Source organism: Bacteroides salyersiae, assembly GCF_031172035.1.
GTDB lineage: Bacteria > Bacteroidota > Bacteroidia > Bacteroidales > Bacteroidaceae > Bacteroides > Bacteroides salyersiae.
Genome location: NZ_CP133452.1, coordinates 2,472,393 through 2,487,323, shown reverse-complemented (window position 1 = coordinate 2,487,323; position 14,931 = coordinate 2,472,393). Strand labels below are relative to the sequence as shown.

General features: G+C 43.2%; 14 protein-coding genes. All 14 read left to right on the top strand.

Annotation, left to right across the window (positions count from 1 at the left end):
• Nucleotides 1-78 precede the first annotated feature (78 nt).
• The 14 genes from RB604_RS08960 to lpxD all read left to right on the top strand — a co-directional run bounded on the left by RB604_RS08960 (nt 79) and on the right by lpxD (nt 14,931).
• Entirely contained in the window at nt 79-1,722 is a 1,644-nt protein-coding gene (locus tag RB604_RS08960; RefSeq protein WP_007478583.1) for a flotillin family protein, read from the top strand.
• 155 nt (nt 1,723-1,877) lie between these two features.
• A complete protein-coding gene (locus tag RB604_RS08955) occupies nt 1,878-2,549 on the top strand; it encodes a DUF5715 family protein (RefSeq protein WP_007478584.1) in 672 nt (223 codons plus the stop codon).
• Nucleotides 2,550-2,657: 108 nt separating this feature from the next.
• Nucleotides 2,658-3,665 (top strand): PhoH family protein, encoded by a 1,008-nt coding sequence (locus tag RB604_RS08950; RefSeq protein WP_005925306.1) that lies wholly within the window; start codon nt 2,658-2,660, stop codon nt 3,663-3,665.
• 84 nt (nt 3,666-3,749) lie between these two features.
• Nucleotides 3,750-4,694, top strand: coding sequence for a phosphoribosylaminoimidazolesuccinocarboxamide synthase (locus RB604_RS08945; protein ID WP_044093773.1), 945 nt, complete (start codon nt 3,750-3,752; stop codon nt 4,692-4,694).
• Nucleotides 4,694-5,431: a bifunctional demethylmenaquinone methyltransferase/2-methoxy-6-polyprenyl-1,4-benzoquinol methylase UbiE gene (gene ubiE / locus RB604_RS08940; protein ID WP_007478586.1), complete on the top strand. Its 738-nt coding sequence runs from the start codon at nt 4,694-4,696 to the stop codon at nt 5,429-5,431. The genes RB604_RS08945 and ubiE overlap by 1 nt, the downstream gene beginning before the upstream one ends.
• A gap of 120 nt (nt 5,432-5,551) precedes the next feature.
• The gene (locus tag RB604_RS08935) at nt 5,552-6,295 is read left to right on the top strand and encodes a shikimate dehydrogenase family protein (protein WP_005925314.1); all 744 of its coding nucleotides are present in this window, start codon (nt 5,552-5,554) and stop codon (nt 6,293-6,295) included.
• An 8-nt stretch (nt 6,296-6,303) separates the two neighbouring features.
• Nucleotides 6,304-7,266 (top strand): alpha/beta hydrolase, encoded by a 963-nt coding sequence (locus RB604_RS08930; protein WP_007478587.1) that lies wholly within the window; start codon nt 6,304-6,306, stop codon nt 7,264-7,266.
• A 43-nt stretch (nt 7,267-7,309) separates the two neighbouring features.
• Nucleotides 7,310-8,230 (top strand): TPM domain-containing protein, encoded by a 921-nt coding sequence (locus RB604_RS08925; protein ID WP_044093540.1) that lies wholly within the window; start codon nt 7,310-7,312, stop codon nt 8,228-8,230.
• A 91-nt stretch (nt 8,231-8,321) separates the two neighbouring features.
• Nucleotides 8,322-8,903 (top strand): LemA family protein, encoded by a 582-nt coding sequence (locus tag RB604_RS08920; RefSeq protein ID WP_005925330.1) that lies wholly within the window; start codon nt 8,322-8,324, stop codon nt 8,901-8,903.
• 91 nt (nt 8,904-8,994) lie between these two features.
• Entirely contained in the window at nt 8,995-10,161 is a 1,167-nt protein-coding gene (locus RB604_RS08915; protein WP_007478589.1) for an AIR synthase-related protein, read from the top strand.
• A gap of 200 nt (nt 10,162-10,361) precedes the next feature.
• Complete coding sequence (prfA, locus tag RB604_RS08910; protein ID WP_005925335.1) at nt 10,362-11,474, top strand: peptide chain release factor 1; 1,113 nt, start codon at nt 10,362-10,364, stop codon at nt 11,472-11,474.
• Between the two features lie 116 nt (nt 11,475-11,590).
• Nucleotides 11,591-12,421: an orotidine-5'-phosphate decarboxylase gene (pyrF, locus tag RB604_RS08905; protein WP_007478590.1), complete on the top strand. Its 831-nt coding sequence runs from the start codon at nt 11,591-11,593 to the stop codon at nt 12,419-12,421.
• A gap of 96 nt (nt 12,422-12,517) precedes the next feature.
• Nucleotides 12,518-13,753, top strand: a complete 1,236-nt coding sequence (locus tag RB604_RS08900; protein WP_007478591.1) for an HD domain-containing protein — start codon at nt 12,518-12,520, stop codon at nt 13,751-13,753.
• A gap of 134 nt (nt 13,754-13,887) precedes the next feature.
• Nucleotides 13,888-14,931 carry a UDP-3-O-(3-hydroxymyristoyl)glucosamine N-acyltransferase gene (gene lpxD, locus RB604_RS08895; RefSeq protein WP_007478592.1) on the top strand — a complete coding sequence of 348 codons (1,044 nt, stop codon included), beginning with the start codon at nt 13,888-13,890 and terminating at the stop codon, nt 14,929-14,931.

Below are 14,931 nucleotides of genomic sequence, written 5' to 3'. Positions count from 1 at the left end.
CTAAACAAGAGCTTTCAACTGAAGAGAGGGAAAATTAAAAGATTAAAATAAGTTGAACATTAAACATTGACAATTGACATGACGCAGGAAATGATGATTATGGCTGCTATTCTGGTGGCGGTGATTTTATTTACATTCATCGGGATTCTATCCCGCTACAGAAAATGTAAGAGTGACGAAGTATTGGTAGTTTACGGTAAGACAGGAGGAGACAAGAAGTCGGCGAAACTTTATCACGGTGGAGCGGCTTTTGTATGGCCTATCATCCAAGGATACGAATTCTTGTCGATGAAACCATTGCAGATCGACTGTAAACTCACAGGAGCACTGTCTGCGCAGAATATTCGCGTGGATGTACCGACCACTATTACTGTGGCCATCAGCACAGATCCGGAAGTGATGCAAAACGCAGCGGAACGTATGCTGGGACTGACAATGGACGACAAACAAAACTTGATTACGGATGTAGTATACGGCCAGATGCGTCTGGTGATTGCCGATATGACGATTGAAGAGCTGAACTCTGACCGTGACAAGTTTTTGTCGAAGGTGAAAGACAACATCGATACGGAATTGCGCAAATTCGGTCTGTACCTGATGAATATCAATATCAGTGACATCCGGGATGCCGCCAACTATATCGTCAATTTAGGTAAAGAAGCGGAAAGCAAGGCATTGAACGAAGCACAAGCCAACATCGAAGAACAGGAAAAACTCGGTGCGATCAAGATTGCCAACCAGATAAAAGAACGTGAGACAAAGGTTGCAGAAACCCGTAAAGACCAAGATATTGCCATCGCCGAAACGAAAAAGCTGCAAGAAATTTCCGTAGCCAATGCCGACAAAGACCGTATCTCGCAAGTGGCAATAGCCAACGCAGAAAAAGAATCACAGGTGGCCAAAGCAGAAGCTGATAAGAACATACGCATCGAACAGGCAAATACGGAAAAAGAAAGCCGTATTGCGGAACTGAACTCCGACATGGAGATAAAACAGGCAGAGGCTGGCAAGAAAGCGGCTATCGGACGAAATGAAGCACAAAAAGAAGTGGCCAAATCAAATGCAGAATTGGCCGTAACACAGGCAAACGCCGACAAAGAGGCCGGAGAAGCAGCTGCAAAATCGGAAGCCGCCGTACAAACAGCAAGAGAAATCGCTCAGAAAGAGGTGGAAGAAGCCAAAGCCCGGAAAGTAGAATCATCGCTGAAAGCAGAAAAAATAGTACCGGCAGAAGTAGCCCGTCAAGAAGCTATCTTGCAAGCGGAAGCCGTGGCAGAAAAGATTACCCGTGAAGCGGAAGCCCGTGCTAAAGCTACGTTAGCGCAAGCGGAAGCAGAGGCCAAAGCGATCCAGATGAAACTGGAAGCCGAAGCCGAAGGTAAGAAACGTTCGTTATTGGCCGAAGCCGAAGGATTCGAAGCCATGGTGCGTGCAGCAGAATCCAACCCTGCCATTGCCATCCAATACAAGATGGTGGACCAGTGGAAAGAAATTGCCGGTGAACAGGTAAAAGCGTTCGAACACATGAATTTGGGAAATATCACCGTATTCGACGGTGGAAACGGTGGAACCAGCAATTTCCTCAATACACTGGTGAAGACGGTAGCACCCAGTTTGGGAGTACTCGACAAACTGCCGATTGGTGAAACAATGAAAGGAATCATAAACCCGGACAGCAAAGAAGAAAAGAAAGAGGAAAAACCGGAAGAAAAAAAGAAATAAACGGATTCTGAATTCCTTTTTCACATAATTCATACATCATAAACCCTTTCAAAAGAAGAACGTAAAAGCCGTTCTTCTTTTTTTGTTATTCGCCGAATCTTTTCACGCAAAAAGTTTATCTTTGTGCCCACAAAATAAAAATGGAGTTTATATCTATGCGCTTTCATCATCATTATCCTATCTGTCTATTTCTGTCTATCGTACTTATCAGTTTCACCGGATGCAAAAAGAAAGATATGTCGCTCAAAATGAACGAGCCACGCAACATCAAAGGAGTCATCAGCTACAAACGCTCTTTCGGGGACTTGAACGATATGCATCTCAAAGCAGCTCAAAGTCTGGGAATCCGCCCGCTTGCTTCACGGGAAGAGGCAGAACGGATGAAAGAAAAATTAGTGCAGATCAGAAACAACGAACATTACAGCGTCGACTCACTGACACACTCCATTCCATTTCTCATTCCGCGCGCCGGTGCTCTATTAGACACGATAGGTGTTAACTTCCTCGACTCGCTCACTTCGAAAGGATTGAATCCTAACCAGATAGTAGTGACTTCCGTGCTCCGCACAGAAGATGATGTGAAACGTTTACGACGCAGAAATGTAAATGCATCGAAAAACTCCGCCCACTTTTATGGAACGACTTTCGATGTAAGCTGGAAACGTTTCAGAAAAATAGAGGACGAAGACGGGCGTCCGTTACAAGATGTATCTGCTGACACTCTAAAACTCGTACTTGCCGAAGTTCTGAGAGATTTGCGCAAAGCAGACAAATGTTTTATAAAATATGAATTGAAACAGGGATGTTTCCACATTACAACCAGATAAGAAAGAAGTTACAGATATACAACTTGTAATTAAAATATTTCCGTCCTAACATTCAAAGTATCCAAACCTTTCATTAAATTTGCGGATATTTTTCTTTAATACAATTCAATGATAGAGAAACTGATTGTTCTGGAGGATATCGATCCGGTAATCTTTTATGGCGTTAACAACGCTAATATACAGTTAATTAAAGCTTTATATCCGAAGCTACGTATTGTTGCCCGTGGTAATGTCATTAAAGTGATGGGTGACGAAGAAGAAATGTGTGCTTTCGAAGAAAACATCATCAAACTGGAAAAATACTGCGCAGAATACAACTCACTGAAAGAAGAAGTAATTATTGACATCATCAAAGGAAACGCTCCGCAAGCCGAGCAGACCGGAAATGTGATCGTATTCAGTGTAACCGGCAAACCGATTATTCCCCGTAGCGAGAATCAACTGAAATTAGTGGAAGGTTTCGCCAAAAACGATATGGTATTTGCAATCGGCCCTGCCGGCTCGGGAAAGACATATACTGCTATTGCTCTGGCCGTTCGTGCGCTGAAAAATAAGGAAATAAAAAAAATCATTCTCAGCCGCCCTGCTGTGGAAGCCGGAGAAAAGTTAGGTTTCCTGCCCGGTGACATGAAAGATAAAATAGATCCGTACCTGCAACCGCTCTATGATGCTTTGCAAGACATGATTCCGGCTGCCAAGCTGAAAGAATATATGGAACTGAATATCATCCAGATTGCTCCGCTCGCTTTCATGCGCGGACGTACGCTGAATGATGCTGTCGTCATTCTGGATGAAGCGCAGAATACCACCACCCAGCAAATCAAAATGTTTCTGACCCGTATGGGCATGAACACCAAGATGATCGTAACCGGAGACATGACACAGATCGACTTGCCGACTTCACAAACATCGGGATTGATACAGGCACTCCGTATCTTGAAAGGAGTAAAAGGAATCAGCTTTGTAGAGTTGAATAAAAAAGACATTGTCCGTCATAAACTGGTAGAACGCATCGTAGACGCTTACGAAAAATTCGACAAGGAGGCGAAAGCCGAGCGGGAGAAAGCTAAAAGCGAAAAATTACAGGCTACCGACCATGAGAAAACCAAAAAGTAATTTCTGATTGTAAACCATCGGCATACTTACGTGTAAAATTTAAATAATGGTCATGACCATAGGAAATAAATTGTAAACAAAATGATGAAAGCATTAACAAAAACTGAGTTCAACTTTCCGGGACAAAAAAGTGTGTACCACGGGAAAGTACGCGATGTGTACAACATCAATGGTGAAAAATTAGTCATGGTAGCTACCGACCGTATTTCGGCCTTTGATGTAGTACTGCCTGAAGGTATTCCGTATAAAGGACAAATGCTGAACCAGATTGCAGCCAAATTCCTCGACGCAACAACAGACATTTGTCCGAATTGGAAACTTGCTACCCCGGACCCAATGGTTACGGTAGGTGTGCTTTGCGAAGGTTTCCCGGTGGAAATGATTGTACGCGGTTACCTTTGTGGAAGTGCATGGCGCGCTTACAAAAGTGGCGTACGCGAAATATGCGGTGTGAAACTTCCGGACGGAATGCGTGAAAACGAGAAATTCCCGGAACCGATCGTGACTCCTACCACGAAAGCCGAAATGGGATTGCATGACGAAGATATCTCCAAAAAAGAGATTCTGAAACAAGGATTGGCTACTCCGGAAGAATATGCGATCCTTGAAAAATATACACTGGCCCTCTTCAAGCGCGGTACAGAAATCGCTGCTGAACGTGGATTGATTCTTGTAGATACAAAATATGAATTCGGCAAGCACAACGGTACTATTTACCTGATGGATGAAATCCATACACCGGATTCAAGCCGTTATTTCTATTCGGAAGGTTATCAGGAACGTTTCGAAAAAGGAGAAGCACAGAAACAACTCTCCAAAGAATTCGTACGCGAATGGTTGATGGATAACGGATTCCAGGGAAAAGACGGACAGAAAGTACCCGAAATGACACCGGAAATCGTACAAGGTATCAGCGACCGTTATATCGAACTTTTTGAAAACATCACCGGAGAAAAATTTGTGAAGGAAGATACGAGCAACATTGCCGCACGTATTGAAAAGAACGTAATGGATTTCCTGAAAAAATAATGAACTACCCACAAGAACATATCAAGCCTTACGGCACGGAGGGAAAAAAGAGCGAACAGGTGGAACAAATGTTCGACAACATCGCCCCGGCATATGACATGCTGAACCATACCCTGTCATTGGGTATTGACAAAAGCTGGCGACGCAAAGCGATCAAATGGTTGCGCCCTTTCCAACCGCAACGCGTGATGGATGTAGCCACCGGCACAGGCGATTTTGCCATACTGGCCTACGACATGCTCCGTCCCGAACGACTGATAGGAACGGATATCTCTGAAGGCATGATGAATGTGGGACGTGAAAAAGTAAAAAGAGTGGGTCTCTCGGACAAAATCACCTTTGTCCGGGAAGACTGTACTTCTCTCTCGTTTGCCGACAATAGTTTTGACGCTGTCACCGTTGCCTTTGGCATCCGCAACTTTGAAGATCTGGACAAAGGGCTCTCAGAGATGTGCCGCGTGCTCATTCCCGGTGGTCATTTAGTGATATTGGAATTAACCACACCCGACCGTTTCCCGATAAAACAGTTGTTTGCCCTTTATTCCAAAATCGTCATTCCCGTTTTAGGCAAGCTATTTTCAAAAGACAACAATGCCTACCGCTATCTGCCGCAAACAATCAAAGTCTTCCCGCAGGGAGAGGTCATGGCGAAAAGTATTGCGCAAGCAGGATTCAGCCGGGTAGAGTTCCGCCGGCTGACGTTTGGCATCTGTACACTTTATACGGCTACGAAATAATGAATAATGCACCAATATGCTAATATGCCAATATGCCAATTGGGCTGCGGCCTGTTTTTTCGGTCTGCGCAGCCCAATTGGCATATTGACATATTGACACATTAAATAATTATTATCAATATGCAGAAATATGGTTTAATCGGTTATCCGCTAAAACATTCGTTCTCTATCGGTTATTTCAACGAAAAATTCCATTCGGAAGGAATAGATGCGGAATACGTCAATTTCGAAATTCCAAGCATCAATGACTTTATGGAAGTTATTGAAGAAAATCCGAACTTATGCGGACTAAACGTTACGATACCCTACAAAGAACAGGTAATTCCATTTCTGGATTCATTAGATCCGGATACTGCCAAAATAGGTGCGGTAAACGTTATTAAGATTATTCGCCAGCCCAAAGGAAAGGTAAAATTAGTCGGCTACAATTCGGATATTATCGGTTTTACCCAATCGATACAACCATTATTATTGCCGTCACACAAAAAAGCTCTGATTTTAGGTACGGGCGGGGCTTCCAAAGCTGTTTTTCATGGGCTCAAAAATTTAGGAATCGAAGGGGTATTTGTTTCCCGTACACACAAGCCGGGAATGTTGACCTATGAAGAACTAACCCCGGAAATAATGACTGAATACACGGTGATTGTCAACTGTACGCCGGTAGGAATGTATCCGAAAGTCGATTTCTGCCCCGACATACCTTACGAACAACTTACACCAAACCATTTACTTTATGATTTGTTGTATAACCCAAACGTCACTCTTTTCATGAAAAAAGGGGAAGAGCGTGGCGCCATCACCAAAAACGGATTGGAAATGCTTCTCCTACAAGCATTCGCCGCATGGGAAATATGGAATAAATAACACAGAAGATGGAGAAAGGATTTAAAAGAGGCTGGATATTGGGAGGCATCATCTTACTGGTGATACTGACCGGTTGCATGATCGGAGGAAGTTATTATATGCTCAACTTCTCACTGACTCCGAATGCCAGGATACGTGCCAAAGATGCAGATTCCTATAGGTATCTATATGCCAATTATCCTTTTCTGCGCCCTTGGGTAGACAGTCTCAATCAAGTAAATGCCTTGAAAGACACTTTTATTTTGAACCCGGAAGGCATACGACTGCATGCCTACTATATTGCAGCTCCAAAACCTACCCCAAAAACAGCAGTCATTGTGCACGGTTATACTGACAATGCGATAAGCATGTTTATGATCGGATATCTGTATAGTCACGATTTACAGTTCAACATCCTTTTACCTGATTTACAGCATCATGGAGAAAGCGAAGGTCCTGCTATACAAATGGGATGGAAAGATCGTCTCGATGTAATGCAATGGATGCACGTAGCCAATCAGATTTACGGTGACAGTACCCGAATGGTAGTTCATGGCATCTCTATGGGAGGTGCTACCACCATGATGGTGGCCGGAGAAGAACAACCGGAATTCGTTAAATGCTTTGTGGAAGACTGCGGATATACCAGTGTATGGGACGAATTTTCACACGAACTGAAATTGGCTTTTCACTTGCCTAAATTCCCGCTGATGTACACAACAAGTTGGCTGTGCGAACAAAAGTACGGATGGAATTTCAAAGAAGCCTCTTCGCTAAAACAAGTTGAAAAGGCAGACCTTCCCATGTTCTTCATACATGGTGATAAAGACACCTACGTGCCAACCTGGATGGTTTACCCCCTCTACGAAGCTAAACCGAATCCCAAAGAATTATGGATCGTTCCGGGAGCAAAGCATGCCGTATCTTATAAAGAAAATAAAACAGAATATACCAACCGTGTAAAGAACTTCGTCGACAAGTATATCGAATAAAAGATAAAAGTAGCTATATTTGTGGACGATAACGAAAACGATTATGAAACAAATACTCACTTTTATACTGCTCACATTTCTCTGCCTGCCTTCGCAAGCGCAGGAAAAGATATATACCGTAGACAATATTCCGAAAGTACATCTGCAAAACAAACTCCGGTATGTGTGCAATCCAGCCGATATTTTGTCGCAGGCAGCCTGTGACAGCATCGACCGTATGCTCTATAATCTGGAAGAAAAAACCGGGATAGAAACAGTCGTTGCCGTAGTTCCTTCCATCGGACAAGAGGATTGCTTTGATTTCGCCCATCAACTGCTCAATCAATGGGGTGTAGGCAAAAAAGGGAAAAATAACGGTCTGGTAATTCTCTTGGTAACCGATCAACGTTGTATTCAGTTCTATACCGGATATGGGCTTGAAGGTGATTTACCCGATGCCATCTGTAAACGGATACAAACAAAGAACATGATTCCATTCTTGAAAACAGGTAATTGGGATGCAGGAATGGTAAGCGGTATACGTGCTGTATGCCAGCGTCTGGACGGATCGATGGTAAATGACGCTGCCAACGACGAAGAAGATATTTCATGGTCGATGATCTTGTTGGCTGTCATCGGTTTTATGGGAGTAGCATCTGTTATCAGTATTATAGCAGTGAGAGCAGCCACTCGCTGTCCTCAATGCGGCAAGCACAAGTTGCAGCGCACCGGTAGCAGAGTCGTTTCCAAACGTAATGGAGTAAAAACAGAAGACATCACGTATACTTGCCGGAACTGCGGACATACTATAGTGCGCCGGCAGCAAACGTATGATGACGACTATCATGGACGTGGCGGCAGAGGTGGTGGAGGACCGTTCATCGGCGGTTTCGGTGGTGGAAGCTTCGGAGGCGGCGGTGGCTTCAGCGGTGGCAGTTTCGGAGGCGGTATGGGCGGAGGCGGTGGAGCCGGTTCACGTTTCTAAGTGTCTCCGATACGGAATGAAACGTCTCTGAAAACAAAAAGAAATGTCAGAAAAAACAAGACTATAAATAATAATTTAAAATAAAAAGAAAATGAAGAAATCGATTATTATCATTATTGCCGTAGTGGCGGTTATCGTTATATGGGCTGTGAGCATGTACAATGGCCTGGTTACTATGGACGAAAGTGTAAACAGCCAGTGGGCAAATGTGGAAACACAATATCAACGCCGTGCCGACCTTATCCCTAATCTGGTAAATACAGTAAAAGGATATGCGTCTCATGAGAAAGAAACGCTGGAAGGAGTAGTGGAAGCTCGTAGCAAGGCAACTCAAATGCAGGTAAACGCCAATGACCTGACTCCGGAGAAACTGGCAGAGTATCAGAAAGCACAAGGTGCAGTCACTTCCGCTTTAGGTAAGTTACTCGCTATCACCGAAAATTACCCGGATTTAAAAGCCAACCAGAATTTCCTCGAGCTTCAAGCACAATTGGAAGGAACGGAAAACCGTATCAACGTAGCCCGCACCAACTTTAACAATGCCGCACAGGCCTACAATACAGCAATTCGCCGTTTTCCAAAAAGTCTCTTTGCATCTATGTTCGGTTTTGACAAACATGCCTATTTTGAAGCAGCCGAAGGTACCGAAACCGCTCCAACGGTAAGTTTTTAAATAAAACTCTTTCAGTCGAACTCATGCTAAAATGTTGGCTATACGGAAAAAAAACAGTACTTTTGCCGCCGTATACAAAACCTAATAACTCATGAGTAATCAACGATACATGATGCGAGGTGTCAGCGCATCAAAAGAGGATGTGCACAATGCCATCAAAAACATAGACAAAGGTATTTTTCCGCAAGCTTTTTGTAAAATCATTCCCGATATTTTGGGTGGAGATCCGGAGTATTGTAATATTATGCATGCCGATGGTGCCGGAACAAAATCATCTCTGGCCTACATGTATTGGAAAGAGACAGGTGACCTGTCCGTATGGAAAGGTATCGCACAGGATGCATTGATTATGAATATCGACGACCTGTTGTGTGTAGGTGCCGTAGACAATATTCTCGTATCATCTACTATCGGCCGTAATAAACTTCTTATTCCAGGTGAGGTTATCTCTGCCATTATCAACGGGACAGATGAATTATTGGCCGAACTTCGCGACATGGGAGTCGGTGTATACGCCACCGGAGGTGAAACAGCCGATGTAGGCGATCTTGTACGTACAATTATCGTAGACAGTACTGTGACCTGCCGTATGAAACGTGCAGATGTCATCGACAATGCCAATATCCGTCCGGGCGATGTGATTGTTGGTCTTGCTTCTTACGGACAAGCCACTTATGAAAAAGAATATAATGGCGGTATGGGAAGTAACGGACTGACCAGCGCCCGTCATGATGTATTTGCCAAATACCTGGCGGAAAAATATCCCGAAAGCTATGATGCAGCCGTTCCGGAAGAACTCGTTTACTCCGGCGGATTAAAATTGACGGATGAAGTAGAAGGTTCACCGATCAATGCGGGTAAGCTGGTACTCTCTCCCACCCGCACATATGCTCCGGTAGTAAAGAAACTGCTGGATGTGCTACGTCCCGATATCCACGGTATGGTACACTGTTCGGGCGGCGCCCAAACCAAAGTGCTGCATTTCGTAGACAAAGTACGCGTAGTGAAAGATAATCTTTTCCCCGTTCCTCCGTTGTTTAAGACCATCCAGGAACAGAGCGGCACAGACTGGGCGGAAATGTACAAGGTATTCAATATGGGACACCGTCTCGAAGTATACCTCTCACCCGAACATGCCGAAAAAGTGATTGCCATCAGCGAATCTTTCGGTATCCCCGCACAAATTGTAGGACGTATTGAAGAAAGCGATCAAAAAGAATTGATTATCAAAAGCGAATTCGGAGAATTTAAATATTAAATAATGTGCCAATAGGATAATGTGCCAATGTGCCAATTAGAGAATGAAAGAATGAAGAAATTAAAGAATTAAAAAATTCAGCAAATTATTCAGTTAACACATTCCACATTATTTTAGCGCAGCCAATTGGCATATCGGCACATTAGTACATTGGCACATTATTTTATGGCACATTGTCCTTAATCAAATTAATAATTTTCATGGCAGATAGTAACAATATATTAGAAAAATTAGATGGTCTTGTGGCTCGTTTTGAGGAAGTTTCTACCCTCATTACCGACCCGGCAGTGATTGCCGACCAAAAACGTTACGTCAAACTAACCAAAGAATATAAAGAACTTGACGACCTGATGAAGGCCCGCAAGGAATACATACAAACATTGGCCAACATTGAAGAAGCCAAAGACATACTTGCCAACGAATCGGATGCCGACATGCGTGAAATGGCAAAAGAAGAATTGGACAATAGTCAAGAGCGCCTCCCCGAACTGGAAGAAGAGATAAAAATCTTGCTTGTACCGGCAGATCCACAGGACAGCAAAAATGCCATTCTTGAAATACGTGGTGGTACGGGTGGCGATGAAGCTGCTATCTTCGCCGGTGATCTTTTCCGCATGTATGTTAAGTTCTGTGAGTCTAAAGGCTGGAAACTGGAAGTATCCAGTGCAAATGAGGGAGCAGCCGGCGGGTACAAAGAAATTATTTGTAGTATCACAGGAGATAACGTATATGGAACAATGAAATATGAATCGGGAGTACATCGTGTACAACGTGTACCTGCCACTGAAACACAGGGACGTGTGCATACTTCCGCCGCTTCCGTAGCCGTACTTCCCGAAGCGGAAGAGTTCGATGTTGTGATCAATGAGGGAGAAATAAAATGGGATACGTTTCGTTCCGGTGGTGCCGGTGGTCAGAATGTGAATAAAGTAGAATCGGGGGTTCGCCTACGCTACATCTGGAAAAACCCGAATACGGGTATTTCCGAAGAAATCCTTATTGAATGTACGGAAACCCGTGACCAACCGAAAAATAAAGAACGTGCTCTCGCGCGTCTGCGTACCTTTATCTATGACAAAGAGCACCAAAAGTACATTGACGACATTGCTTCCAAACGCAAAACAATGGTTTCTACCGGCGACCGTTCTGCTAAAATCCGTACTTACAACTATCCACAAGGACGCATTACCGATCACCGAATCAATTACACAATCTATAACCTTGCCGCATTCATGGACGGAGATATCCAAGAATGTATAGACAAGCTGACAGTAGCCGAAAATACGGAACGCCTCAAAGAGAGCGAACTATAAAAAAGGGAGAACTCAAAAGAGAGAAGGGAGAATTGAGAGAAGGGAGAATTGAGAGGGGAGAAGGAAAGAAGAGAGAGAATTTTCAACCGTAAAATTGTAAATCGTAAATATAAAAGATGAATAAACAAGAATTATTCGAGAATATCAAACGCAAAAAATCATTCCTTTGCGTTGGGCTTGATACAGACATCAAAAAAATACCGGATCATCTCTTGGATGAAGCCGATCCGATCTTCGCTTTCAACAAAGCAATTATTGACGCAACTGCCGATCTTTGTATCGCCTACAAGCCGAATTTGGCATTCTACGAAAGTATGGGTGTAAAAGGCTGGATCGCTTTTGAAAAAACAGTGAAGTATATCAAAGAAAATTATCCCGACCAGTTTATCATTGCCGATGCAAAACGCGGTGACATTGGAAACACATCTGCAATGTATGCCCGTACCTTCTTTGAGGAACTGAACATAGACTCGGTTACCGTTGCTCCATACATGGGTGAGGACAGCGTTACACCATTTCTGACCTATGAGGGTAAATGGGTAATTCTTCTTGCTCTCACCAGCAACAAAGGTTCACACGATTTCCAATTGACAAAAGATATTAATGGAGAGCGTCTTTTCGAAAAAGTATTGCGGAAATCACAAGAATGGGCCGGTGATGAACAAATGATGTATGTAGTAGGTGCTACCCAGGGACGTGCCTTTGAAGATATCCGTAAAATTGTTCCTAACCATTTCCTTCTTGTACCCGGTGTAGGTGCGCAAGGCGGCTCACTTGAAGAAGTGTGCAAATATGGTATGAACGATACTTGCGGATTAATCGTAAACTCTTCCCGTGGAATTATTTATGCAGACAAAACCGAAAACTTTGCACAAGCAGCCAGAAAAGCCGCACAAGAAGTACAGGAGCAAATGGCAGAAGAGCTGAAAAAAGTGATTAACGATTAGTGATAAGTGATAAGTTGCTGCGCTATAATCCGTATGGCACTAATCACTTATCACTAATCGCTTATCACTCATCACTAATCACTTACCACTAATTACATGGCTTACGAAAGAAAGATAATAAACGATCCGGTATTCGGATTCATCAACATACCGAAGGGATTGTTGTATGACATCGTACGACACCCCCTTTTACAACGATTAACCCGTATCAAACAAGTAGGATTGTCATCGGTAGTATATCCCGGAGCACAGCATACCCGTTTTCAACATTCATTGGGAGCTTTCCACCTGATGAGCGAAGCCATTATGCAACTTGCTTCTAAAGGAAACTTCATTTTCGACAGTGAAGCAGAAGCTGTACAGGCGGCAATCCTGTTACATGATATCGGACACGGTCCTTTCTCACATGTACTTGAGGACACGATTGTAAAAGGCATATCGCACGAGGAAATTTCCCTTATGCTGATGGAACGTATGAATAAGGAGATGAACGGACAACTCAGCCTTGCGATACAAATATTCAAGGATGAATATCCCAAACGCTTCCTTCATCAACTCGTAAGTGGACAGTTAGACATGGACCGTCTCGACTATTTACGCCGGGACAGCTTTTATACAGGAGTCACAGAAGGTAATATCGGATCTGCCCGTATCATAAAAATGCTCGATGTAGCGGATGATCATCTGGTGGTAGAGTCCAAAGGTATCTATTCTATCGAAAACTTTCTTACGGCCCGTCGGTTGATGTATTGGCAAGTATATCTGCACAAAACATCGGTAGCCTATGAGCGGATGCTCATCAGCACTTTGCTACGGGCAAAAGAACTTGCCCGTAAAGGAGTGGAGCTATTCGCTTCACCGGCGCTTCATTTCTTCCTGTACAATGATATCGATCCGGAGAAGTTTCATAGTAATCCCGAATGTCTGGAGAATTTCATCCAGTTGGACGATAACGATATATGGACTTCGCTTAAGGTATGGAGTACCCATCCGGACAAAGTGCTCTCTACGCTCAGCCTCGGAATGATCAATCGCAATATCTTTAAAGTGGAAATATCTTCCGAACCCATTAGTGAAGAAAGGAAAAAAGAATTAACTTTGCAAATAAGCCGGCAATTAGGCGTCACACTTTCCGAAGCGAACTATTTTGTTTCTACCCCCAGCATCGAAAAGAATATGTACGAACCGGCAGATGATAGTATTGACATTATCTATAAGGACGGCACAATCAAAAATATTGCCGAAGCATCGGATATGTTAAACATCTCGTTGCTCTCCAAAAAGGTAAAGAAATACTATATCTGCTACCAACGTTTGCATATACAAGTATAAAATATTCATTAAAGAGTAAGGATATATAAAAAAAAAGTCCGTTATTTGTGCTCTGATAGAGGTGCGCATACAAAAGCCGCCCTTATCGGACATATAAAAAACGGAAAAAAATCATATAATAATAGAGTAAAAACATGGAGTTTTCGGCTAAGCAAATTGCAGCATTTATCCAAGGAGAAGTTATAGGAGATGAAAACGCAACTGTACATACGTTCGCTAAAATAGAAGAAGGAATACCAGGAGCAATTTCATTCCTTTCCAATCCGAAGTATACACCTTATATATATGAAAGCCAATCCAGTATCATACTGGTAAATAAGGATTTTGAGCCGGAACATGAAATAAAGGCTACTTTAATAAAGGTAGACAATGCCTATGAAAGCCTCGCCAAATTAATGAATCTCTACGAAATGAGTAAACCTAAAAAACAAGGTATCGACTCATTGGCATTCGTCTCTCCCACTGCACATATCGGTGAAAATGTATACGTCGGTGCTTTTGCCTACATCGGAGAAAACACCGTTATCGGAGATAATACCCTCGTCTATCCGCACACTTATGTAGGAGATAATGTGAAGATCGGCAGTAACTGCCTTCTTTATTCTAACGTAACCATCTACCACGACTGTCATATAGGTAATGAATGTGTCTTACATTCAGGTGCAGTAATCGGAGCAGACGGTTTTGGCTTCGCACCGACTCCGCAAGGTTACGAAAAGATTCCCCAAATCGGCATCGTTATCCTTGAAGACAGAGTAGACATTGGTGCCAACACTTGTGTTGACCGTGCAACGATGGGAGCTACAATCGTTCACAGTGGTGTTAAGCTGGATAATCTTGTTCAAGTAGCACACAATGATGAAATAGGTTCACATACGGTCATGGCAGCCCAGGTAGGAATTGCCGGTTCTACTAAAATAGGAGAATGGTGTATGTTCGGTGGGCAAGTAGGTATCGCCGGCCATATCAAAATCGGTGATAAAGTGAATCTCGGAGCACAATCCGGTGTACCGGGCAGTATTAAATCCGAAAGCCAGTTAATTGGTACTCCTCCGATGGAACCGAAGCAGTATTTCAAAGCAGCCGTCGTACATAAAAACTTACCTGAACTACAACAAGAACTGCGTAATCTACGCAAAGAACTTGAAGAATTAAAACAACAACTAATAAATAAGTAA